The sequence below is a fragment of the Enterobacter sp. DNB-S2 genome (assembly GCF_019443845.1).
GTDB classification, from domain to species: Bacteria; Pseudomonadota; Gammaproteobacteria; order Enterobacterales; family Enterobacteriaceae; genus Enterobacter; species Enterobacter asburiae_B.
Genome location: NZ_CP050520.1, coordinates 753,815 through 778,645 on the forward strand (window position 1 = coordinate 753,815; position 24,831 = coordinate 778,645).

The window sequence follows — 24,831 nt, forward strand, 5'->3', positions numbered from 1 at the left end:
AAGGCGCCCTGTCGGTGACGGCGGGCACGATTGCGCATGCCGGGAAATCCACCGGTGACGCGCTGAGCTTTAACGCGACCGGCGACCTGACCAGCGGCGGGGAGCTCACCGCCGGCGCCATTACTCTCAGCGGACAGAACATCCTCCAGTCCGGCGCCGCAAAAGCGGACCGCATGACCCTGACGGCCCCCGGGCGCATCACCAGCAGCGGCTCTCTGGTTGCCGGTATCCTCTCCCTGGACGCAGCCTCGGTGGAGAACGGCGGGCTGCTGCAGGGGACCACCCTGCTCGGCCTGAAGACCGGGTCACTCGCGAACCTCGCGGGCGGGTCGGTCTACAGCGCGCAGGATTTAACGCTGAACGTTCCGGTGCTGACCAACGGCGGGCTTATCACCACCGACGGCACGCTGCGCATTAAAGGCGACACGCTGACCAACCTGGGTGAAATCAACGGCGTCAGCCTGAGCAGCGACTACCTCAGCCTGACCAGCAGCGGACGCCTGCTGGCGGACGACCGGCTCACCCTGAACGGCACTACTCTGGTTAACGCGGGCAGTATTGCCGCCGGCGACCTGCACATCACCGCGGACAGCCTGGAGAACCAGGGTACCGTCGAGGGGGACGCGGCCCTGACGCTCGGCGTGGCAGACCTCACTAACCGCGGCGCGCTGCGCAGCGGCGGAACGCTGACGCTCAGCGGCGACACCCTTGCCAGCAGCGGCGAGCTCAGCGCCACCGCGCTGCTGCTGAACCTGACCCGTCAGGTCAGCAACGAGGCGGGCGGCCGGGTGATTGCCCGGGACGGCCTGACGCTGACCGCCGCCAGCCTGACCAACAGCGGGCTGATGGCCGGTGCCGACGCGCAGCTTAACAGCGCGTCGGTGACCAACGGCGGCACGCTGCAGGGAACCCGTTCCCTGACGGCGACCGGGGCACAGCTCAGCAACCTGCAGGCGGGCATGCTGCTCTCCGGTGGCGCGCTCGGCCTGCACCACACCACCCTTAACAACGCCGGGCTCATGCAGGGCAACACCCTGAACCTGGCCACCGGCGAGTGGATGAACACCGGTAACGCGCTGGGGGAAGCGGGCGTGACGGCGACGGTGACCGGCGCGCTGACCAACAGCGGTAAGGTGCTCAGCCAGCAGGCGCTGGACGTTCAGGCCGGCAATACCGATAACCGGGGCCAGCTGCTGGCGAAAGTGCTGACCCTGCGGGGCGACCTGCAGAACAGCGGCCTGCTTCAGGGCAGCAGCACGCTGGCCTGGTCCGGCAACACCTTCGCGAACCAGACTCAGGGGCAGGTGACGGGCGGTGAGACCCTCACCCTGAGCGGACACACGCTCAGCAACGCGGGCAGCCTGCAGGGGCGCAGCGCGACGCTGGACGCCGCAGGCCTGAATAACCAGGGCAGCGTTCAGGCGCTGGACGCCCTGACGCTTGCCGCAACCGGCAGGCTGGACAACACGGGCGCCCTGCTCAGCCAGAACCTGTTCACGCTGACGGCGGCGCAGCTGTTTAACGACGGCCGGCTGGCGGGGAAAGCGCTGACGGTGAACGCCGCGCAGCTGACCAACACCGGCATGCTGCAGGGCAACGACACGCTGGCGCTGACCACCCGCGCGCTGAGCAACGGCGCCACCGGGCAGCTGGTGAGCGGAAGCGGCCTGAATCTGTCCCTGGACACGCTCGATAACGCCGGTCTGCTGCTGGTGAACGGCGGGCTCACCCTCCGGGGCAGCGACCTGACGAACCAGGGCGATATTCAGGCGCAGGACCTGGATTTGGGGCTGGGCAACGCCCTGAGCAATGCCGGGAACATCGTGGCCACCGGCGATGCCGCGCTTCACGCGACGACGCTGACCAGCAGCGGCACGGTGGCGGGCAGAACGCTGACCGCAGGCGCGACGGAGCTGCGCAACAGCGGCCTGATGCAGGGCAGCAGCGCGGTTAACGCCGCCGCTGACCGCTTTATCAACGCGCTGAACGGCAAATGGCTCTCCGGCGGCGGCTTCACGCTGACGGGCGGGCAGCTGACGAACGCCGGCACGCTGCAGGGCGCGACGCTGGACATGACCGGCACCACCCTGACCAGCAGCGGCACGGTGAACGGGCTGACGGGGCTCAGCGGCACGCTCGGTGGGGCGTTAACCAATACCGGGCTGCTGCAGAGCGGCGGCGCAACCACCTTCACCGCGGACACCCTGGCGAACCCGGGGCGCATCACCGGCGGCACGCTCTCCCTCACCGCCCGCGAGATGAACAACGACGGGCTGATGCAGGGAACGAACGGCCTGGCGCTCACCGGCACCGCGCTGACCACGGGCGCGGCCTCGCGCACCCTCTCCGGCGGCATGCTGACGCTGGACGCAGGCCAGCTGGTTACGCAGGGCACGCTGCAGGGGAACGGCGCGGACATCCGCGCCACCGGCGACTGGACGCACGGCGGGTCCCTGCTCAGCCAGGGGGCGCTGACGGCCGCGACCGGCGGCACGCTGACCTCGTCCGGCTCGCTGATGAGCCAGGGGCGGGCGGATATCACCGCACAGACGCTGGATAACCGCGGGCAGCTCCTCAGCGAAGGGGACGTGACGCTCGGCGGCAGCACCCTTAAAAACAGCGGCACCGTGCAGGGGAACACCCTCGCGCTGCGCCAGGACAGCATTAACAACCAGGGCACCCTGACCGGCCTGCAGAGCCTGACCGTTCAGGGGCAGCAGCGGCTGATGGCGCGCATGGCGATGGCCGCGCCGCAGCAGGCGCTGATTAACGGCGCAGGCGGCAGGCTGCTCACTCAGGGCGCGCTGACCATTGCCTCCGGGGCGGTGACCAACGCCGGCAGCTGGCAGGCGCAGAACATTCTGCTTAACGCGCAGTCGCTCAGCAACAGCGGCACGGTGCAGAGTGCCGACGGGCTGCAGATGACGCTGGCCGACACGCTCACCGGAACCACGGGCAGTAAGATTACCGCGCTGGGTGCGGCAACGCTGCAGGCCGCGACGCTGGTGAACCAGGGGCAGTGGGCGGCGAAAAACCTGACGCTGACCGGCGGCACGCTCAGCAACAGCGGCGCCATCAGCGGGGTGAATGGCCTGACCCTCAGCCAGACCGGCGCGGTCAGCCAGCAGTCGACCGGGACCCTGCTCTCCGGCGGGGCGCTGAACGTCACGGCGGCCTCCGTCACCAGCGACGGCAAAATGCAGGGGAGCACGCTCGGCATCACCACCGGGGCGCTCACCAACGGCGGACGTCTGCAGGGCGATAACGGCGCGACGCTGGCCCTCAGCGGCACGCTGACCAACAGCAGCGGGGGCGAAATCGTCAGCCGCGATGGCCTGACGCTGACCACGCCCGCGCTGTTTAACTACGGCCTGATTCAGGGCGGCGGCGAGACGCGCGTGACCGCCTCCTCGCAGGCGCGTAACGACGGCAGGCTGCTCTCCGGCGCGCGCCTGACGCTCGGCACGCCGCAGTTCACCGGCACCGGCTGGCTGCAGGCCACCGACCTGATACTCAATGCGGCAAACGCCACTAACGGCGGCACGTGGGTGGCCGACCGGGCCACGCTGACCGGCACCACCTTTACCAGCCAGGGCACCACCCAGGCGGGACAGCTGACGGTTAACTACGGCCAGCTGAACAACAGCGGCACGCTGCTCGGCAACGCGCAGCTGAATATTGGCGCGGACCAGGTGACCCAGAGCGCGGGCGGCAGGCTGCTGAGCGGCGGCAACCTGTGGCTGCAGAGCCGGGGGCTGGACCTGACCGGCCAGCTGGTCTCCCTGGGGGACTTAACGCTGCAGCTGACGAACGCGTTTACCAGCCGGACCGCCGTGGCGGCAGGCCGGACCCTGACCATCAGCAGCGGCGGCGACATCGATAACCGCAGCGTGCTGCAGGGGCAGGCGGTTAACCTCAGCGCGGGCGGGCAGCTCAGCAACAACGGACAAATCACCACCGGCGGCGGCACCAGCACGCTCTCCGGCAGCAGCGTGGCGCTGAACGCCGCGGGCACGGTGCAGGGCGGGGGCGACATCACCGTCGCCAGCCGGAGCAACATTACCGTCGACGGCTTCACCGGCACGCGCGGCTCGCTGACCCTGAGCGCGCCGGGCGCCATCGTCAACACCGCGCTGCTGTACGCGGCGAATAATCTGGCGCTGTTTGCTGACAGCATCACTAACCGGCGCGGCGACATCATGGCGGGGAACAACCTGTGGATGCAGCGGGATGCGGCGGGGAATGCGAACAGCCAGGTGGTGAACACGTCGGGGAATATTGAGACGCAGAATGGGGATATTACGGTTAAGACTGCCAGCCTGTTAAATCAGCGTGATGGATTAACGTCAACCACAACAACAAGTGCGTCGCCAGCGTATGGTTGGGTTGGGCAGGCAACTGTTGACATACCTGTGTCGGTTCTCGGAATCGATACGCTTGTTCGGGATAAATACAGCACTTATACCCATGACGGTTCAGGTACATGTGGGGGAGTTCCCTGTTTCTTGTATGAGGATACCCATTACTATTACAAACCAATTACAGGCTATGAAACACGTAAATATGCACTAAATCAGATAGCGCAGGTTGTAAATGCTGAGGGTGGAAGCGCTCGTATTTCTTCCGGGCGTAATCTAACTATCACTGCCGCAGAGTTGAACAATCAGGCGAGTACAATCCTGGCGAATAGCAATATTACGCTTGCAGGAAACACGCTGAATAATCAGAGCTATCAGAGCGGAACTTATACAGAATATGCTGTATATAAATATGTAAGCCCCTCATATGGCGGGGGTTCTCCTGGCTCCTACTCTCCAACCCATCGCAATACTTACTACGACAATGACGTAACCTATGTATTAGATGGGCATGTCACAGAAAGTGAAAATGGTGAAACATTCCGCGCCGTCATCCAGGCGGGCGGTAACGTCACCGCAAACTTCACCAGCAACATCAGTAACACCAGTACCACCGCTAACGCGGGCGGCGTCAGCAACGTTATCTCCACCCCGTCGCTGAACACCCTCAGCAACCAGACTGTCGGCAGCGGTGTGCAAAAACAGGGGCTGAGCAATACCGGCACCGTGGCGGTGAACTCACCGCAGTGGAACGATCGGCTCCAGGGGGCGCTGCAGCAGCTTAACGGCGGCGGCGCGCTGGAAAACGGCGGCGCGTCCGGCACGCCTCTCAGCAACATTGCCACCACGCAGAAAGGCAACGCGAACCTCGGCCAGCTGGGCACGCTGGCGAACGCCGGGGTCACCACCGCCGATCTCCGAACCGCGCAGGGCGGCGCCGTCGGGCATTATCAGGGCCAGCGCGTCGATACCAGCGCTTACCCGCTGCCGTCGGGCAACAACGGCTATTTTGTCTTCTCCGACAACCCGAAAAGCCCGTACCTGATCGGCATCAACCCGAAACTGAACGGTCTCGGACAGCTTGATCCCGCCCTGTTTGCCGACCTGAACGCGATGCTCGGGATCAAACCGTCGTCCACGGCGCCGCAGGAGACGCGGCTGGCGTTTACCGACGAGAAGCAGTTCCTCGGCTCGTCCTATATGCTTGGCCGCCTCAACCTGAACCCGGACTACGACTACCGCTTCCTCGGCGATGCGGCGTTCGATACCCGCTATGTTTCCAACGTGGTACTCAACCAGACCGGTAACCGCTACCTGAACGGCATCGGCTCCGATCTGGATCAGATGCGCTACCTGATGGACAACGCCGCGGCGGCGCAGCAGTCGCTGGGCCTGCAGTTTGGCGTCTCGCTGACCGCCGATCAGATTGCCGCGCTCGACCACAGCCTTCTGTGGTGGGAGAAAGCCACCGTCAACGGCGAAACGGTGATGGTGCCGAAACTCTACCTGTCGCCGAAGGACGTCACCGTCAACAACGGCAGCGTGATCGCGGGCAACAACGTCACCCTGAAGGGCGGCAGCATCACCAACGGCGGCAGCTCGCTGCTGGCGAAAAACAGCCTGACGCTCGACAGCCAGAACAGCATCAGCAACCTCAGCAACGGCCTGATGAAAGCGGGCGGCGACCTGAACCTGAGCGCCATCGGCGATATCAATAACATCAGCTCCACCATCAGCGGCAAAACGGTCGCGCTGGAGAGCCTGGACGGCAGTATCAACAACCTGACGCAGGTTGAGCAGATTGATATCAACGCCGGAGGGAAGTACGGCAACATCGGCCTGAAGGACACCCTGCCGGGCAACACGGCGTCGATTACCGCGCAGGATGGCCTGTCGCTTGAGGCAGGGAAAAACATCACCGTCACCGGGGCGAACCTGGCCTCCGGCGGCGATATGCTGCTGAACGCGTGGGGCGATATTGCCGTCAACGCGAATCAGATCAACGACGCATTCAGCTCCAGCCGGGAGAAAACCAGCCGTTCCTCCGTCACGTATCAGGGAAGTAACGTCAGTGCGGGCGGCAACCTGCTGGTGAATGCCGGGCACAACCTTGACGTGACCGCCAGCGACCTGAAGGCGGGCGGCAGCGCGGGGCTGAGCGCGGGCAACGATCTGAACCTGAACGCGGCACAGACAAGCGAAAGCAGCCGGAAAGGGAAAAGCGAGTCCCACAGCACCGGGCTCGACCGCACCACGATTTCCGCAGGCGATAACCTGGTCCTGAAGGCCGGGCAGGATATCAACGCCCGGGCCGCCGCGCTGGCGGCGGAGAAAAACGTCGGGCTGCAGGCGGGTCGCGACGTGAATCTGGCTGCGGCAGAGACCACGCAGGGCGACAGCTATAGGTCAGGCAAGAAAACCGTTATTAACGAATCGGTGCGTCAGCAGGGAACCGAGATCGCCAGCGGGGCGAATACTCAAATCCTCGCCGGACGCGATGTCACCACCGAAGCCGCGCAGGTGACGGCGAAGGGCGATATCGGCGTGGCGGCAGGCCGCGACGTCAGCCTCAATACCGCAACCGAAAGCGATTATCACTACAAAGAGCAGACCAAAACCAAAAAAGGTTTCCTCAGCAAGAAAACCACCCACACCATCGAGGAGGACAGCGCGACGCGTGAATCCGGCTCCTTGCTGAGCGGCGATAACGTGCAGGTGGTGGCGGGCAATAACCTGCGGGTGTTCGGCTCCGCCGTGGCGGGCGATGGCGACGTGCAGCTTAAGGCGGGCAACAATGTCGATATCGTGGCGGCCACGAACAGCGACACCTCCTGGCGCTTTAAGGAAGAGAAAAAATCCGGCCTGATGGGCTCGGGCGGGATTGGCTTCACCATCGGCAGCAGTAAAAGCACGCACGATCTCCGTGAGAAGGGCACCACCCAGAGCCAGAGCTTCAGTACGGTGGGCTCGACGGGGGGTAACGTCGCGATTTCTGCCGGAAACCAGGCCCACGTCGGCGGTGCGGATCTTATCGCCGGGAAGGATTTAAGCCTCAGCGGCGACAGCGTCATCATCGAGCCGGGGCACGACAGGCGCACCCGGGATGAAACCTTCGAGCAGAAGAAAAGCGGGCTCACCGTGGCGCTCTCCGGCACCGTCGGTAGCGCTATTAACAATGCCGTGAGCGCGGCGCAGGAGACCAAAGAGCAAAGTGATGGCCGTCTGAAAGCCCTTCAGGCCACCAAAACGGTGCTGTCCGGCGTGCAGGCCGGGCAGGCTGCGGATATGGCGGCAACCACCGGCGACCCGAACGCAATGGGTGTGAGCCTCTCGCTGACGACCCAGAAGTCGAAATCACAGCAGCATGCTGAGAGTGATGCGGTGGCAGGCAGCACGCTGAACGCAGGCAACAATCTCTCCATCACCGCGAACGGCAAAAACAAAGGTGCAAACAGCGGCGACATCGTGATTGCGGGCAGCCAGCTGAAAGCCGGGGGCGATACCACGCTGGATGCACAGAACGATATTCTGTTGTCCGGTGCGGCGAATACCCAAAAAACCAGCGGCAAGAACAGCAGCAGCGGTGGCGGTATTGGGGTGAGCATCGGTGCCGGAGGCAACGGCGCGGGTATCAGCGTGTTTGCCAACGTTAACGCCGCGCACGGCAAGGATAAAGGTAACGGTACCGACTGGACCGAAACCACAATCGACAGCGGCAAAAACGTCACCCTAAAAAGCGGGCACGACACCGTGCTTGATGGCGCCCAGGTTAACGGCAATAAAATCGTGGCAGACGTTGGTCACGACCTGCTGATGCGCAGCCAGCAGAACAACAGCGACTACGACAGCAAGCAGACCAGCGTTGCGGCCGGGGGCAGCTTCACCTTCGGCACCATGTCCGGTTCAGGCTATATCAACGCCAGCCAGGACAAGATGAAGAGCCGCTTTGATTCGGTGGCCGAACAGACCGGGCTGTATGCCGGGGACGGGGGCTTCGACATCACCGTGGGGCATCACACCCAGCTTGATGGCGCGGTTATCGCGTCCACCGCCACGCCGGACAAAAACAGCCTCGATACCGGAACGCTGGGCTTCAGCGATATCCACAACGAAGCGGACTTTAAAACCTCGCACTCCGGTATCAGCCTGAGCGGCGGCGGCAGCTTCGGGGATAAATTCCAGGGCAACCTGCCGGGCGGCATGATCTCCGCTGCGGGTAACAAAGGTCATAAGGAAGGCACCACGCAGGCCGCCGTGGCAGAGGGCTCCCTCACCATCCGCGACAAGGCAAACCAGAAGCAGGACGTGGCCGAACTGAGCCGCGACACCGAACATGCCAACGACAGCATCAGCCCGATCTTCGACAAGGAGAAAGAGCAGAACCGCCTGAACGCGGTTGGGATGATCAGCGACATTGGTAGCCAGGTGGCGGATATTGCCAGGACGCAGGGTGACCTGAACGGGCTGAAGGCGGCCCAGAAAGAAACCGGCGCAACACTCCCCGCAAACGCGACAGAGAAACAGCGCCAGGATTATCTGGCGAAACTGCGAGATACCCAGGCATACAAAAACGTGATGGTGACGTACGGAACCGGCAGCGATATGCAGCGCGGCATCCAGGCGGCCACGGCAGCGCTGCAGGGACTGGCGGGCGGCAATATCGGAGGGGCGCTGGCGGGCGCGTCGGCACCGGAGCTGGCGAACATCATCGGCCATCATGCAGGCATTGATGACAACACGGCGGCAAAAGCGATTGCCCATGCCATCCTCGGCGGCGTAACTGCAGCCCTTCAGGGAAACAGTGCCGCAGCGGGCGCTGTGGGGGCCGCATCCGGCGAACTGATTGCGACAGCAATCGCCAGACAGTTCTATCCGGACACAGACCCGTCGAAGCTGACGGAAGAGCAGAAGCAGACCGTGAGTACGCTGGCATCTGTTTCAGCGGGCATAGCCGGCGGGATTGCTGGGGGAAATACGGCTGGTGCGGCGGCCGGGGCCAGTGCCGGGAAGAATAGTGCTGAGAATAACGCGCTGAACTTTGGCACGGGCATGGAAAATACTATTGCGGTTAACGCTGTATGGAAACAGTATGCTGTGGAAAACAACCTGACGCCGGAAGAAACACAGGCCGGGCTGAATAGGATCGCGAAAGGTGATATGCCGGACAGCACCAATATCACGAAGGTGATAGTTAATGGATCTAAGGATGGTGTAATGATAGCGGGAGCCGCCTATTTAGGGCCTGCGGCATCCATAGTAAAAGTTGTTGGTGGTGCTGTAATCGGTGAAATTGCTAATGGCAGTTATCAATGGTACGACTTAAGCAGACCAGGCCACGAAAACAAAAGCTGGGATTACTGGAGTAGTATGTCTGCGGGTATTACAGGGGCGCTGGCTCCGGGTCGTAATGTCTGGCAAAACGCAGGTATCGTAGCTGGAGGGACATTTTTCACAGATGGTCTTGATAAAAATGCCCTGACGGGTTCTGGGTTTAGCTGGGCAGTTGGTGGTGTGGTTAGTGTTATTGCACCGCCTGCATTGAATCCAGTTTTCGGCCCAAGCACCGGATTTGTTAGTGACATTATTGGTTCTGTTGGTGGCGAATTTATTGGTAATAAAATTAAAGATAAACTAAAAGAAAAGGATGCTAATAATGCTGGCAATTAAAAAACAACAAAAAATAAGTTTGAAGATTTTATTTTTAAGTGTGGTTTATCTTGTCGTTTGTTGTTTTATTTTTTTCTCGATAGCTAGTGTTGTTATAGACTTGATTTTCGATGGTAAGGTGAATTTAACGCGAGAAGTTATTATAGATATTATAGTTGTAAGCGTTATTACGGGGACTGCTGGAGGGCTGGGGTCTTGGATCTTCGCGAAAATAGATGAGCGTAAAGCCCGTAAATCTTCGCGTTCTGATACTGAATAATTTTCGATAATCCTGCCCATCTGTTGGCAGGATTTTTCATATTTACTTAAAAGAAAGAGAATGCGACCTACCCCAGCCTCTCCACCTTCGTCTCCCCCTCCACCATTGACAGCTGATACAGCGAAAACGATCGCTGTTTCTCAATCAACTTCGCCAGCTCCGGCGAGTGGCTGGTGAGCCAGATCTGCGAGTAGCGGCTGGCCTCGGCGATTAAGCTCGCCAGCGCGGGCAGCATCTGCGGGTGCAGGCTGTTTTCCGGTTCGTTCAACGCGATAAACGCCGGTGGGCGCGGGCTTAACAGCGCCACCGTCAGGCACAGAAAGCGCAGGGTACCGTCGGAGAACTCCGCCGGTTCCAGCGGCCTGCTAAGACCTTCGCGCTGCATCATCATGCGAAAACGTCCGCCGGTGTTGTCGCTGTAAAACACGCAGCCGGGGAAGGCCTGGTCAAGGATGCGCATCAGCAGCAGCTCGTCGCCGATCTCGACGATAGTCTGAAACGCGGCCGCCAGGTTGGCACCGTCGCTGGCCAGCACCGGGGAGCGGAAGCCGACCTGCGGGGCGCGCATCGCCGAGCCGATTGATACAGAAAACTCATGATAAAAGCGCCAGTTACGCAGGGACTCGCGCATCTGCGACACTTCCGGGTAAAGATGCGGTTCGCCGAGCTGCCCGAACACCGATTCGTTCTCGTACAGCGTGCCGCTGTGGGTCACTTTCTCGTGATGCACGTTGTTCAGAAATACTGCCTGGTTCTTACGCTTCATCAGCTGTGACGAAGGCCGACGGTGCTGACCGCTCAGCCAGATGGACTCCTCTTTGATCACCGGGTCGAGCTGAAACTGCGAGGGATAGGGCAGCTTCTCCACAAACCCGACCTGCAGCTCATATTCGTAGGTCTCTGTTTCCACCGCCAGATTCATCCGCCGCAGCTGGTCGCTGCGGGTTTTGCCTGCCCAGAACACCTTCAGAATGCCGCCCTCGTTTGCCAGCGCCTGGGAAAACTGTCCCTGAGCGGCGCTGTGCATCAGGTGTATCGCCTTGTAAATATTGGATTTCCCGGTGCCGTTCGGCCCGAAGACGATGTTGAGCTGCTCCAGCTCCAGCGACATGTCGCGGATGGATCGGTAGTTTTGAATGTGCAGGGTGTTGATCACTGGCAGGCCCCTTTTGCAGAATAAACCTGTATATAATCACAGTCTTTGAGATGAAATGCAAAAAAGAGACGACAGTGAGGATGTCGTCTAAACGGGGTACTGCTTTGGGCCTCTACGGGTCAATGGGGCCTTCGCATTTTTATGATCACTTGACTGCCAGACGCAGACCCAAATCATCAGGATAGGGATCAAAGTAGTTTTGCGTCATCAGATACCGGTCGGGGTATTCGGCCAGGTAGTGCTTCAGCAGCGTGATCGGGGCGAGAATAGGCAACTGTCCGTTGCGATAGTGCAGGATCACGTCGCGCAGCTCGCCGCGCTGGCGGGTGTTCAGCTGGTTACGGAAATATCCCTGAATATGCATCAGCACGTTGGTGTGATTCTTCCGCGAGGCGGGTTTTTTCAGGATGGTCATCAGCTTTTCCCGGTACGCCACGAAGAAGGCGTCCAGGTCTTCCCACTCGTGCAGCGAGGCAACGAACGGGCCTATTTCGCGGTAGCCTGCCTGATGGTGCGCCAGTAGCTGAAGCTTATAGCGGCTGTGAAAATCCAGCAGCCCACGGCGCGTCAGACCTTTAGCGCGCAGCGTGTTTAGCTCGTGCAGGGCAAATACCCGCTCGATAAAGTTTTCCCGCAGCACCGGGTCGTGCAGCCGACCGTCTTCCTCGACGGGCAGCCACGGGTAGGTTTCAAGAAGGGCGGCGGTGAACAGCCCGACGCCCTCCTTGCGGCCCCGGTTGCCGTTTTCATCGTACAGCCGCACGCGTTCCAGGCCGCAGCTTGGGGATTTTGCACAGACGATAAATCCCGACAGATCGCCGATTTTTGGCAGATAGTCCGCCGTAAAGTCGGCCATTTTCTGCGTGAGGTCATCATGAGGCGGCTTGCTGAAACGGAGCTGCGTTTCGCCGCTGTCCGTCAGCGTCAGGCGTATGGCCGGGCGAGGGGTCGGGAGACCGATAGCCATTTCCGGGCAGACGGGCCTGAAATTCACCCACTGGGCCAACTCATCCATGACGAAGCCCATACGCTTGTGTCCGCCGTCAAAGCGAACGGCGGATCCGGTCAAACATCCGCTAATACCGAGCACAGGTTTCGTTGTCATGTTGTAGTCCTCCCGTTCATATAATTAAAACTTACACAACATGACTAATTTGTCCAAGTATTAGCGGAACTATTTTTTTTATTCCTTTAAAATCAACGCGTATTAACTGCCCTTGTAGGTCGAGTAACCGTACTGGCTCAGCAGAAGCGGAATGTGCAGCTTCTCGTTGGTGCGGGTCACGGTAAACAGCACCGGGATCTCCGGGAAGAAGGAGTCCAGCTTTTTGCCGTGGAAGTACTCTGCGGTTTTGAAGGTCACTTTATACACGCCAGGCTGCATGTCCTGATCCTGCGGATAGAGCGATTTGATGCGGCCGTCGTGGTCGGTTTTACCGCTAGCAATCGGGGTCCATTTGTCCTGCTGCTGTTTCTCCAGCGTAACGGTCACGTCTGATGGCGGCATCCCGGTTTGCTGGTCGAGAATGTGAACGCTCAGCGTGCCGGCAGGGGCGCTAAAGGCAGCAGGGGCAAAGGCCATCGAGGCCAGAATCAGCAGAGGGGCAGTTTTTTTCATGGTGTTTTCCTGTTGAGTTATTCGTCACAGGAAAACGTTAGCATCTGCGGCGCGGGAAAATATTCAACTTTTCGTGAAGATTCCCGCAGGAGAAAATTATCAGAGGATAATCACTTCAAGCGATACCTGCTGCTGCCACTGCTCCACCTGTTTTTTCCGCCCGGCGGTGAGTTTGCCGCTGGTGACCAGAAGCCATTTGCGCTCCGGGAAAATTTCCGGTGCCAGCGCGTCAGGCGGAACCGGCAGGATGTCGATTCGGTGGCCCTGCCCGGTGCGCGTTAAGGCTTCGAGCCAGATCTCGCACGGGTCGTTCAGGTGCCAGCCGCTGAGCAGAATGTTATCGCCCGGCGCTTTTTTATCGCCTTCGAGGCAAAACGAGGTGTAGGCGATGATGATGCCGTCGAGGATCGCGCGCAGGGTCATGGCGGCGGCGACGTTGGCCGAGACCTGGCTGCGCAGCGGGCGCAGCACGTTCGCGACCAGCTCCGGCCTTGGGTATTCGCGTCCGGCGTCGTAAATCATCTGGCGCAGGGACTCGACCTTGCCGTCCTGCAGACGTTGCAGCATGTTCTGCTGCAGGGTTTGCCAGTTGTTGGTCCGACCCGGCATCGGGCGTTCCAGCAGCGGTTTGACCTGGCCGATCGGGACGCCTTTTTTGACCCAGTCGAGAATTTTTAGCGCCTGCTGGACGTCCTCGTCGCTGTACTGGCGGTGGCCGCCTTCCGTGCGCTGTGGCTTGAGTAAACCATAGCGACGCTGCCACGCCCGCAGGGTGGTGGCGGTGATGCCGCTGAGTCTGGCGAATTCGCCGATGGAGTAAGCCATGTCCGTGTCCAGAGTGGAGGAATACTCTCAATATACTACGAATTTTCCCGAACGGGATGAAGCGCCGAAACGGTGCACTACACTTAACGTCCAACCGTGCAAATGAAAGGAATTCTCATGAAGCTATGGCCTGTAGTGACCGGTGTTGCCATTGCGCTGACGCTGGTCGCCTGTAAATCCCCCACGCCGCCGAAGGGCGTGCAGCCGATTTCCGGTTTTGACGCCAGCCGCTATCTTGGCAAATGGTACGAGGTCGCCCGTCTGGAAAACCGCTTTGAACGCGGGCTGGAGCAGGTAACCGCCACCTACGGCAAGCGCAGCGACGGCGGCATCAGCGTGCTCAACCGGGGCTACGATCCGGTGAAGAACAAGTGGAACGAGAGCGAAGGCAAAGCGTACTTTACCGGCGAGCCAACCACCGCCGCGCTGAAGGTGTCCTTCTTCGGCCCGTTCTACGGCGGCTATAACGTGATCAGGCTGGACGATAAGTACCAGTACGCGCTGGTCAGCGGCCCGAACCGCGACTACCTGTGGATCCTGTCACGCACGCCAACCATTCCGGATGCGGTGAAGCAGGATTACCTGAACACCGCGCGCGGTCTGGGCTTCCGAACCGATCAGCTGGTGTGGGTGAAGCAGTAGCCCCTACTGGTAGGAAAACGTAATGCTGGCCAGCGCGTTGGCCGAGCCGGGGACCAGTTCGCCGGTTCGGATGTACTGCGCCTGGAACGGTAACGTGAGCGTCTGCGCCGCCGTGGTGCTCTGGATGAAGAACTGGCCGGTCGCACCCGCGGCCGAGCTGTCCGGCCCCATCGTCAGCGGCCCGCTGCCGTTGTAGAAAAACTGCACCCCAACGCCGGACGCCGTGGAGTCTCCGGTCAGGGTCACCACCGACGAGGTGTTCGACGGCGTGGTCTGATCGGTCATCACCGCGTGAACCGCCACGTTCGCGTCACAGGTCAGGCCGACGGTAAACGTCCCCGACGGTGACGTGCTTCCCACCGTGGGCAGGGTGCGAATATCAATGGTGCCCAGCGCCACGCTGGCGTTTTTGCTGCCGACCGTACACCCGCTGGCGGTCACCGTGATGGTGGTCGGGCTGATGATGACCTGCGCCGTTTTCGTTTCGTTGTTATAGGCGGTGAGCACCGCGGCGTTGATGGTCGGGATGTTATAGACGCCGGATTTCAGGGCGGCACCGGTTTTAATAAAGGTGACCTTTGCTGACCATCCCAGATCCTGGGCAAACCCACTGGTGCCCTCTGCCGGGTAGCTTTGCGTGATACCGGTTTGCAGGGGAATATATTGCGTACTCTTAAAATCCTTCAGCCCGATGATATACCCCACGCCCGGTACGCCGGTCTCAAAAATGGTGTAATTCGCGCCGTCGACGGTGACCGTCGCACCGCTTGAGATGGCGCTGCTGCTGGGCTGCAGCGTGCCTTTGTTGCAGGTAAAAATAAGCCCGCACCAGAACACCTGCTGCACGCTGGCGGTGGCGCTCCAGGTCGATCCGATAATGCTGCCCGGCACCACGGAGTCCGCTGGCCCGCTGTAGGTCATCGGCTGAGGGGAGAGCGTAATGTCCGATTTCCAGTCCAGAGCCTGCACGCTGGCGCAGAAAAGTAATCCGCTGAGAAGAAACGCTAAACGCATCATAGATACTCCGTTGTCCAGGTGGCGAGGGCTGACACATCACCGGCGCTCACCGGCGTAGCGGTGGCAACCAGCTGCGCGTAGAAGGTCATCTGTACGCTGTCATCCCCCGCCGTTCCGTATGCGGTGGTCTTTGTATTCAGGGGAATGAGTACGCTCTCTTTATCGAGGATCTGCACCGCCACGCCGGTAGCGCCACCGTCGGCAATTTTCAGCAGCTGCGGGTTGGCATCATCCGGCGTACCGCTGAAGCGGATTTTTACGCCAGCAAAGGTTGGCCCGCACGCTTCAAGCCTGAGCGTGAAGGGCGTTTTGATATTGCTGACGGCCCCGGCACGGCTGAACTGTTTAATACCAATAGTGCCCAGCGGCACGTTTTGCTCCCCGGAGTCCTGCGCCACCACGCAGGTGTTGCCGATCAAATTGCCGGTGACGGAGACCAGCACGTCGTAGCCGCGAACGGGGAGCGTGAAAACCAGCAGCAGCGCAAGGCAGCCGATCCGAAGCGTTACTGACATACCACCTCCTGAGAATAAAGACCGGTGCGGGCGTTATAGTTCTGCTTGTTTAAGGCGTAGGTAATGGCGCAGCGCTGGCGGCTGCCGCGGCCCCACACGGCGTTCAGCGTGCCCTTCTCTGACAAACCGGAGAGATACAGGCTGCCTCCATCGCCAACGATGCCGCTGGTTTTGTCATCATCGAGCGAGACCAGCGTGCCGAAGGGGAGCACGTCGTTGCCGTGACGTACGATAAACATCGCTTTTGCCCCCTGGTGCGTGGTGAAGGTGGCGCGAACCAGGGCGCCATCGGTAGGCGTTTTGTTGGCGATGGCGTTTTCCAGCTCCACGTCGTTGCCGGCGGTCGTCACGTCCAGCGCGACCTGGTTAACGCGGTACGGCGTGGCGTACGGGATCACCGCGTAGCCACGGCCGTCCGTTTTGATGCCCTTATGGTTAAGCACGGCGACATTGCTGGCCCCCGGCGCTTTCACCAGAATGTTGGTATTTCCGAGCGGCTGGCTCAGCGTCAGGCCATCTTCATGCACTACCGCGCCGCCGCTGATGCCGTAGCTGAGGTTGCGGGAGTCGCTGGCGTAGCTGTAGCCCAGGTTGTAGTCTCCCCACGCGCCTTCGTACTGCAGGGTGGCATCGCCGCCGTAGTGCTGTCGGGAGCTGTAGCGCTGGTTGACGCTATAGAACAGATTCTCCTCACCCGGCAGGTAGCCGCTCACGCCCGTGCTGGTGGTTGTGCCGGTGGAATCCGCATGGGTCGTGGTAAAGCGCGCGCGGGTCGACAGCGTCGGGTTGCCCAGCGGGACCGAAATCGACATCGACAGGATGTTATCTTTCTTGTCGTCATACAGGCTCGAGCTTCGCTGGACGCTGACGCCAAGCGACACGTTGCGAAACGTGGCGTTCCACGCAAACTGCAGGCTTTGCGTGGTATTTGACGTGTTCCAGTAGGTCTGCTGATCCCACGACAGCGACAGCGAGCCGTATTGTCCCATCGGCTGCGACAGCAGCAGCTGGTTTTTTGCCTTACGCGACATGCGCAGGTTGTACACGGTGTCGTATTGGGTGGTGACGGTGCCATCGTCTTCCACCGTCTGCTTTGGCGATCCGCCCGACATGCCTTTGTACGTGGTGTCGCTGAGGGTATAAAACCCTTTCGTGGAGTAGCGCAGCGAGAAGAAATTCACCCGCGTGCCAATGTCGTTCAGCAGCTTGCTGTAGCGCAGGCGCACCGAATCACCGGTATAGTGCCGATCGTCCGCCAGCTGGCTGCGGGCGTGGGTCAGGTCGATGGAGTAGGCGCCAAAGCGGCCGAGGTTTTGCCCAAACCCGAGGGCCAGGCCGTTATAGCGATCGGCAAACTGCGCCCCGCCGTAAAACGTCAGGCCGTATCGCCAGCCGTAGAACAGCTCGCCCTGCGCGAAAGAGGGCGCGTCCTGATTGCCCGTCGGACGGTATTTCCCGGCGCCGAGGGCATATTTCACCTGTCCGTTACGCACCAGGTTCGGCACGCTGGCAAAGGGGAGCGTGTATTGCGTTTTGCTGCCGTCGTTCTCCTGAATGGTGACCGCCAGATCGCCTCCCGAGGAGGTCGGGTAGAGATCTTTCAGCACAAACGCCCCCGGCGGGACGGAGGTTTGATAGATGATGTTGCCGTTCTGACGAACCGTGACCGTGGCGTTGCTGCGCGCGATGCCGCGAACTTCAGGTGCATAGCCGCTGAGGCTGGCGGGCAGCATGTTGTCATCGGTTTTCAGGGCGATACCGCGCAGGCCCACGGAGTCGAACACCTGCGCCGAGGTGTACGTTTCCCCGGCATACACCTGCGCGCGCAGGGCGTGAATATCGCGCTGCAGCCAGGTCTGCACGTGGGTGAGCTCATTGCTGTCTTTGGTCCACGTGGTGAAATCACGCAGCCGCCACGCGCCCAGGTTGACGCCGCTATTGAGGCTTGCAAACAGCTGCTGTTCCCGCGTGCGCGTCTCGCCGCGATACTCATTGTTCGAGCCATTGACCACGTAATTCAGCCACGCGGCAGGAATGCCCGCCTCCCAGCTTTCCGGGCTGACGTACCCGCGCGGCAAATTGCGCATCGCACTTTGCGGTACGGTGAAGCTCAGGGTGAGCGTCTTCTGGTCCAGATCAAACTGCGTATCCGCAAACGCCTTCGTTAAGAAGATGCAGCGCTGCGCCAGCGGCAGGTCGCCGCCCTTCGCCTGATGGCTATCGATGCCCAGCGCGGCGAATTGTTCAGGCGTGAGGCAGGGCAGCGCTTCACCCGTGCTGTCTTCAGCAAGGCGGAACGTGACGTTACCCGTGAACGCATAATTCGTATTGATATACACGTTGAGGTTGTAATCACCCGGCGGCAACGCGCTCCCGGCGTTGACCCAGGCGAGATCGGCGCTGTTTGCGCTCTCGCCGTTGAGGAACGCGGGGTTAAATTGCAGCTCGCTTTCAGCAGCCACGGCTTGCCGAATCACCAGGGAGATCACCGTGGCGCACAGGATTTTTATTTTCACGTGGTCACGCCTTACTGTTTTTATTATTGGGATAACGACGCGCGCGCGGCGGGGGTCCATGCCCCGTAATCGTTAATGGTCTGATAGCTCATGCTGCCCGCATGGCTGAAGGTTTCGGCCAGCGTCACGCTGCCTTTCGGGGGCACCATCACCGGCTGCACCGGCATACCGTCAATTTTCACGTTGATGGTGGTGAGGTAGTACGGCGTGGGGTTGCTGAGAGTGACTTTTCCGGCGCGATAGGCACCGGCCAGTTTTTTCCACGCCTCTCCCGGGCTCTCGCTGAGTCCCTCCGGGCGATAAAAGACCTTGATGCGGTTAGCCGACGCAAACTGCAGCGTATTGCCGGCGCCGCTTTTCGCCTGCTGGGGGATGGCTTTGACCGTCATCCAGTAGAGCGTCTCCCGATCTGCTGGCAGGGCTTTGCCGTTAAACATGATTTTCACCGCGCTTTCGCTGGCCGGCTTCATGACGTACAGCGGCGGCGTGATCGCGAAGTCGTTGGTGCGTTCGCCTTTCTCATTCTCCATCCACGACTGGATGAGGAACGTAGCGTCGGGATGGGTGTTTCTCACCTGCATCATGGCCTGGCTGGTGGCGCTGGAGTAGACCATTCGCGTTGCGCCCAGCCCCACGCCGCCGGCATAGACGGCGGAGGAACATAACGCACCCGCCAGGCAAATCCATGTGTTTACGCGCATAGTGTTTCTCCTGAAAGCTAAGACAGGCCCGGCTCGCAGACCGGGCCTGAGGATTACGAATAGGTCACGGTGTAGGTTGCGACGGCGCTGGCATCACCCGCGGTGGCGCCGCCCTTCGGCGAGTAATATTTCGCGCTGAAGTTCAGGGTGTTGGCACCCTTACGCAGAGGGATGGCCGCAGCAGGTTCACCCAGGTTCACCACGTTGCCCTGCTCGTCATAAAGGCGAATAGCCACGTTTTGCGCAGAGTTGGCGCTGCCGTTTGCCCCGACGGACAAGCTATTAACATCGGAAGTGTCCGGCGTGCCGGTGAAGGTGACGGCCACGGTTGTGGCGGCAATCGGGTTCTCATCCGTAGAGGCTGAGGTATCGGCGATTTCGCAATCTTCCAGGGTGATGGCAAACGCTTTTGCCGTGCTGGCAACGCTGCCTGCCGTCTTCAGCGTTGCGGTACGCACTTCACCCATATCCACGTCAATGTTGGCGCTTCCTGCGCTGATGGCGCAGGCGGAGGTCACCACTTTGCCGCTAAAGTTCACCGTGCCGCCGCTGGTGCCGGCAGCCAGGGCCGTGCCCGCTGGCAGTAAGGCCGCAATAGCGATAGCGAGCAGCGTTTTATTATTGAATTGAGCTTTCATTGTCCTGATTCCATTATGGTGTTATGTCGAGATTTGCTCTGAAAGCAGCAGGTCTAACTGGTTAAAAAGACCAGCAAATCTGTCTTGTTCCTGAGCCCGAGTTTTCTTATCGCTGAGCTTTTTAACGCGCTGACACGACGGTAAGAAAGCTGCTCTGTTTCGGCGATGTAACGCATATCCAGACCCTTTCGCAGTTCCTTCAATACCCTCCATTCACCCGGCGTCAGCGATAACGCCGTGGGTTTTTTTAGTGGGCGATAACGGCTATCGACCATTTTTAATACGCTGGCTCGCCAGTGATAAAGCGGGTCCTGCAGCGAGAGATAGGCGTCTATTTCACCGCGTATCCACAGCCAGGAATTTGCCGGTGCGGAATACATGCAAATAAGTACGTCGGGATAAAGTACTTTCATCTTCCTGATATATTTCAGGCAGTCATATCCCGCGTGATATTTCTCCATGCCGGATAAAAAAATCACGTCTACCGGTGCGGCTGCGAGTATCGTTTCGATCTCCGCGTAATTATCGATCGATGCTGTAATCTGCATAGCCGGGACAATATTTTTTAATAACGCGGCGATCCCCTGGCGCGCAAAGTGATCTCCACCCAATAGCGCGATATTTAAATGACGTGTGTTGTTGAGCTTATTCGCCATGTCATTCCCTCGATTTATAATTGTAATGAGACTCGTCTGTCTGGCAGAACGATGCCTGTATTTTCGAAGCAATTAAGCATTGCACGGTGTGAGCCCACTATACTCAGGGCGTAAAAGAGGTAACCTGAATTAATCTTAATTTGTTTTAAGTACGGTTTAGGTGTAGCGTCAATTTCTCCTCGCTGAACCGGCTTTTGCTTATCTGCCTGTAAATAATCATACCGGTAGTTTTTATTGAAAAGTTGGCTTTAATAAATGTTTTGTAAGGAAATAGTCTGGGGACGTCATGCGACGCGGGTTGTTACTGACGGTGGCTAACAGTTTCGCACCGAAATTGTTAATTAAGACGACAGCTTTCGAATTGGTCGTAATTTCGAAACCCGCTGGCAGAGCGCGTTCTCTCTGCTTTTTATTAAAAAAACAAATTAAGCGCGCTGAATAATTCAGACAATGATGGCTAAAGCGTTCAACGGGCGCCTTTGTCGAGTTTTGTCAGTGTCAAGACGGCTTAAAATCGCGGTTAAGAAAACTTCAGACCGGTCAGATAAAGAGAAAGGAAAAATAAGATTTTTCGCCAGGCGCCAGGATATACAGTTGCGCATTTATCCGTCACATTAATCCTTACACAGGCGAGGGATACGCAGGTTAACCGTGAAGGGAATCTACTGGCGCAACAGGCGTTGACCGGAGGTATTTAGCCCATTCTATGCATAAGCATTACATTATTAATGGCCTGGTAGAGTTTCATCCAGCGGCCAGCACATTACGCGATCTCAACAATCCTGACCGGGTGGTGGTATTAAATTCTCCGGCGGGGCGCTGTTTGTTGTTATTAATAGAAAGAGTCGGAAGTATTGTAACTCAACAGGAGTGCATGGATATTGTCTGGCAGCGCCGGGGGATGCTGGTTTCGCCTAATACCTACTACCAGAATATTTCTATTCTGCGTAAGGGGCTGAAGAAAGTGGGGTTTGAAACCGATCCGATTGTCACTATCCCGCGCATTGGACTGACGCTCGCAAGCGATACGCAAATCACCGTTAAAGAGACGCAGCCGCAGGCTGAAGAGGAAGAACGTGCTGCTCCGGATGTCTGCGAAGAGACTGTCGGCCCGACGGCCCCGACACGGCGCTTCTGGCTGCCGGGCGCGCTGGTGCTATTGCTGATGCTGGCTGGCGTGAGCGTTATCAGCCATAACCTGCTGCATGACAGCTATTTCGTCGACGGGTACCGCTTCGCGATGAAGATGGGCGAATGTCAGCTCTATTTTTCTCGCGATATTGAAACGCAGCGCGATCGGGATAAAGCCCTGGCCTATGCCGCCCCGTTTAAGGACCAGTGCGCTAACTATCCCTGGGTTTACGTCAGCGGCTACATCCTGCTGCCTCGCGCATCGGTCATTCGCTGTGACAGGCCAATGACGGAACCCAACCGCTGTATGTCCGATTATTTTATAGAGGATCGCTAGTATGGTTCGCTACCGTCAAACGCTTGTTGCGCTCTGCCTGTGCCTGTTGATGGGGGCTGTCGTGGCAGCGTATTACCTCTGGCATCGCCATTACATCCAGCCCTTTTCCTGCCAGGCGAACTTTATTCAGCATCACCGTGATGAAACGCTCTCGCTGTGGCTGAATTACACCGTGGAGGGCAACAGCGGAATACTCAGTATGAATGGCCGGTTGAAAAGCGATCCTACGAAGACCCTGAATCGCAAAGTTTTCTTTCAGATTGAGCGCAAAGACAGCGTCTATAATCTGACGTCCATACGCAATATGAAATTTCCGGACGACAACATCAGCGACAGCTGGCTGGAGAAGTACGAGCCCTTATTTTTTATCTATCCGAATAAGAATATTTATATGCGTATTAAGAAACAGCAGAATGAGAATTATTTATTTATTCTGGGGACGCTGCCGACCTATGTGTGCCACACGTCAAAAAACGGATAGCGACAGGGAGAAATGTTTTTAAGTTTTTGCGGGCATCATTTATGCTTGATTTAACAGCCAGGACCTATCTTAGGAAAATATAACAGCGACAATAATGTTGCGATAATGTAATTATTCTTCGGCAAGTTAATGAAAAATATAATTGATGATAGCGTCAGAATGACGCCTGCACGGAATAAATCCCTGCATATGGGTTTACTCCTGTGGCCCAATTTCTCGCTTTTCGCATATTCAGGATTAATAGAGGCGTTACGTATTGCATCCAGCGTCCAGAAGCGTAGCCAGAAAATACGCTTTAAACTCAGCCTGATAAGCACCTATCCCGACTTACCGGTAGTCAGCAGCTCAGGGCTCAGCGTGCGGCCCGAGGCCGCCCATGCGCCGCCCGGCGACTTCGACTATATTGCGGCGATCGGCGGAGGTCTGGAGCATCTTCACCAGGGACACCGTGGCGACAGAGCGTTTCTCACGGAGGCTTATCACAACAACGTTCCCCTGATTGGTATTGGTACCGGCAGCTTTATTCTGGCGGAGGAAGGCTTACTGAACGAGCGCCGCGCCTCGATTCATCCTCATCACCATGACGTTTTCACGCAACGGTTTCCGCAGGTTTATGCTGAGCAAGGCCTCGATTTTATCGACGAAGGCGATGTGCTGACCTGCCCGGGCGGGATCTCAACGCTCACCCTGGTAACGGCGCTGATCCGCGCCCACGGGGGAGACGACATTGCGGCCACCACCTCCCGGCGGCTGTCCCTTCCTCCGCATGACGCCGCCACGCCGCGGCCCGCGAATATCGCCATGATCCCTGATTCACGGCTGCGCAGGGCGGTGACGATCGTCGAACAGTATCTGACTCACCCGCTGAACGCCGCCAGGCTCGCGCAGGACGTTAAGCTGAGCGAACGCCAGCTTAACCGCCTGTTTCACGCCGAGTTTGGCAAAACGGCGCGGGAATTTATTCGCAGCGCCAGGCTGCGCTATGCCTGCTGGCTGCTGAAAAACTCTCAGCAAAGCGTGACGGATATTGCGCGGCGGATGCGGTTTAGCGACTGCGCCCATTTTATTCGTCATTTTCAGACCGAGTACGGCTGCACGCCGGGGGTATGGCGCACGTCGCAGAACTGATGCACCTATTTCGTGCTTTCTTCGTAGGGTATTACTGGCTCGCCTGGATAGACTTCCGTTAAAAGCCTAACGGAGGGAAGACGACATGAACTGGCAGCCTTTTCGCGGCGATGCACCGGAAAATATGACGATTTTCAGCGCGTCATTTCCCGACGTCAGCGACCAGTGGCCGATGAAAGACGACGCTGCCCGTGAGATCGCCTCCCTTGACCGCGCCCTGAAAGCCGAGCCAGCGCTCCGGCCCCCGAGGGTGGAATACGACGAAGGGGGGCAGGCCGTGCTCGTCCCGCAGAACCGCTATTCCGAACAGGCCTTCCGCAACCGCCCCGCGCTCACCGCGTGGCGCACCCGGCTGGTGCCCTCCGCGCTGGCGCTGTTTGTGGTGCAAAACCCGCTGGAAGACCGCCTGCCCGACGGCACGAAAATGGACAGCGACAGCCGCCAGTGGTTTATCCACGCTAACGATGCGGTTGGCGTGCGCTCCCGCGCCCGGGTGCTGGCCGCGCTGGTGGATAAGTACATTCACAACGAAAGTGAAAATAACTGGGTTAGCCTCGCAAGCGGTGCCGCCATCCCGGTGCTGGAGGTGCTGCGCGAAGCAAAGCTCGACGGCCAGCGGGTGTATCTCACGCTGGTGGACAAAGACCCGGTTGCGCTCAGCTGGGCCGAAACCATGGCGGCGCAGGAAGGGATTGTGGTGGGCGAACAGCTGACGCTGCTCAGGCGCAACCTGCTCCATACGCTGGTGCGTAACGAAGACCTGCTGCTGGAGCTCGGCGAGCATCAGGCCGAACTGGTCGATGCGCTGGGGATTTTCGAATACTTCAACGATACCGATGCGGTGATTTTTCTCCAGCGCGCGCTGCGGCTGGTCAAGCCCGGCGGCGCGGTGATTGTGTCGAACATGCTGACCAGCAGCCCGCAAATTGACTTTGTGCTGCGGGGTATCGGTTGGGAGGATATTCACCCGAGGTCGTTACAGCAGCTGCAGGATATCCACCTCGCGGCGGGCGTGCCGGTGGAAAACGTCACCGTGGTGGTGCCGAAGGACGGGGTGTATGCGGTGATGGAGGTGAGGGTTTAGCTCGAACGGTGTGGGATGACAAACCGCACAATCGGTTCCCTCTCCCTTGAGGGAGAGGGCTAGGGTGAGGGGGAGCAGGGCGCAACAATATTTACCGTTCCT

17 protein-coding genes are annotated in these 24,831 nt (G+C 59.2%); 7 read left to right on the forward strand and 10 right to left on the reverse strand.

Annotated elements, in window-relative coordinates:
- The first annotated feature begins 14 nt into the window (after window positions 1–14).
- Both HB664_RS03665 and HB664_RS03670 read left to right on the forward strand, forming a co-directional pair.
- Window positions 15–10,025, forward strand: coding sequence for a hemagglutinin repeat-containing protein (locus HB664_RS03665; RefSeq protein ID WP_258235874.1), 10,011 nt, complete (start codon window positions 15–17; stop codon window positions 10,023–10,025).
- Window positions 10,012–10,284, forward strand: a complete 273-nt coding sequence (locus HB664_RS03670; RefSeq protein ID WP_039263496.1) for a hypothetical protein — start codon at window positions 10,012–10,014, stop codon at window positions 10,282–10,284. Before HB664_RS03665 ends, HB664_RS03670 begins: the two co-directional genes overlap by 14 nt.
- 67 nt (window positions 10,285–10,351) lie before the next feature.
- Here HB664_RS03670 and HB664_RS03675 read toward each other — a convergent pair whose 3' ends face one another.
- The 4 genes from HB664_RS03675 to HB664_RS03690 form a co-directional block, all read right to left on the reverse strand.
- A complete protein-coding gene (locus HB664_RS03675; protein ID WP_039263497.1) occupies window positions 10,352–11,440 on the reverse strand; it encodes an AAA family ATPase in 1,089 nt (362 codons plus the stop codon).
- Window positions 11,441–11,585: 145 nt separating this feature from the next.
- The gene (locus tag HB664_RS03680) at window positions 11,586–12,545 is read right to left on the reverse strand and encodes a DUF523 and DUF1722 domain-containing protein (RefSeq protein ID WP_023333995.1); all 960 of its coding nucleotides are present in this window, start codon (window positions 12,543–12,545) and stop codon (window positions 11,586–11,588) included.
- A 102-nt stretch (window positions 12,546–12,647) separates the two neighbouring features.
- Window positions 12,648–13,058, reverse strand: a complete 411-nt coding sequence (uraH, locus tag HB664_RS03685) for a hydroxyisourate hydrolase (RefSeq protein ID WP_033147068.1) — start codon at window positions 13,056–13,058, stop codon at window positions 12,648–12,650.
- 99 nt (window positions 13,059–13,157) lie between these two features.
- A complete protein-coding gene (locus HB664_RS03690) occupies window positions 13,158–13,883 on the reverse strand; it encodes a MerR family transcriptional regulator (RefSeq protein WP_032661978.1) in 726 nt (241 codons plus the stop codon).
- 117 nt (window positions 13,884–14,000) lie between these two features.
- Between HB664_RS03690 and HB664_RS03695 the strand changes: the two genes are divergently transcribed.
- On the forward strand, window positions 14,001–14,525 hold the full coding sequence (locus tag HB664_RS03695; protein ID WP_047059663.1) for a lipocalin family protein: 525 nt from the start codon (window positions 14,001–14,003) through the stop codon (window positions 14,523–14,525).
- A 3-nt stretch (window positions 14,526–14,528) separates the two neighbouring features.
- On the opposite strand, the gene HB664_RS03700 is transcribed toward HB664_RS03695, so the two are convergent.
- The 6 genes from HB664_RS03700 to HB664_RS03725 are packed head-to-tail and all read right to left on the reverse strand — an operon-like array spanning window position 14,529 to window position 20,568.
- Entirely contained in the window at window positions 14,529–15,539 is a 1,011-nt protein-coding gene (locus HB664_RS03700) for a fimbrial protein (RefSeq protein ID WP_045889361.1), read from the reverse strand.
- Window positions 15,539–16,057, reverse strand: a complete 519-nt coding sequence (locus HB664_RS03705) for a fimbrial protein (protein ID WP_039263502.1) — start codon at window positions 16,055–16,057, stop codon at window positions 15,539–15,541. The genes HB664_RS03700 and HB664_RS03705 overlap by 1 nt, the downstream gene beginning before the upstream one ends.
- Window positions 16,048–18,573, reverse strand: coding sequence for a fimbria/pilus outer membrane usher protein (locus tag HB664_RS03710; protein ID WP_048975183.1), 2,526 nt, complete (start codon window positions 18,571–18,573; stop codon window positions 16,048–16,050). Before HB664_RS03710 ends, HB664_RS03705 begins: the two co-directional genes overlap by 10 nt.
- Before the next feature lie 23 nt (window positions 18,574–18,596).
- A complete protein-coding gene (locus HB664_RS03715) occupies window positions 18,597–19,274 on the reverse strand; it encodes a molecular chaperone (RefSeq protein WP_196355126.1) in 678 nt (225 codons plus the stop codon).
- A gap of 53 nt (window positions 19,275–19,327) precedes the next feature.
- The gene (locus HB664_RS03720) at window positions 19,328–19,912 is read right to left on the reverse strand and encodes a fimbrial protein (protein ID WP_032661969.1); all 585 of its coding nucleotides are present in this window, start codon (window positions 19,910–19,912) and stop codon (window positions 19,328–19,330) included.
- Window positions 19,913–19,965: 53 nt separating this feature from the next.
- On the reverse strand, window positions 19,966–20,568 hold the full coding sequence (locus tag HB664_RS03725) for a LuxR C-terminal-related transcriptional regulator (RefSeq protein WP_087823667.1): 603 nt from the start codon (window positions 20,566–20,568) through the stop codon (window positions 19,966–19,968).
- 706 nt (window positions 20,569–21,274) lie between these two features.
- On the opposite strand from HB664_RS03725, the gene HB664_RS03730 reads away from it, so the two are divergent.
- The 4 genes from HB664_RS03730 to HB664_RS03745 all read left to right on the forward strand — a co-directional run bounded on the left by HB664_RS03730 (window position 21,275) and on the right by HB664_RS03745 (window position 24,729).
- Window positions 21,275–22,036: a winged helix-turn-helix domain-containing protein gene (locus HB664_RS03730; protein WP_069303461.1), complete on the forward strand. Its 762-nt coding sequence runs from the start codon at window positions 21,275–21,277 to the stop codon at window positions 22,034–22,036.
- A gap of 1 nt (window position 22,037) precedes the next feature.
- Window positions 22,038–22,517, forward strand: a complete 480-nt coding sequence (locus tag HB664_RS03735; RefSeq protein ID WP_023309865.1) for a hypothetical protein — start codon at window positions 22,038–22,040, stop codon at window positions 22,515–22,517.
- A 189-nt stretch (window positions 22,518–22,706) separates the two neighbouring features.
- Window positions 22,707–23,645 carry a GlxA family transcriptional regulator gene (locus HB664_RS03740; protein WP_219940808.1) on the forward strand — a complete coding sequence of 313 codons (939 nt, stop codon included), beginning with the start codon at window positions 22,707–22,709 and terminating at the stop codon, window positions 23,643–23,645.
- Window positions 23,646–23,730: 85 nt separating this feature from the next.
- On the forward strand, window positions 23,731–24,729 hold the full coding sequence (locus HB664_RS03745; RefSeq protein ID WP_219940369.1) for a class I SAM-dependent methyltransferase: 999 nt from the start codon (window positions 23,731–23,733) through the stop codon (window positions 24,727–24,729).
- Window positions 24,730–24,831: the final 102 nt, after the last annotated feature.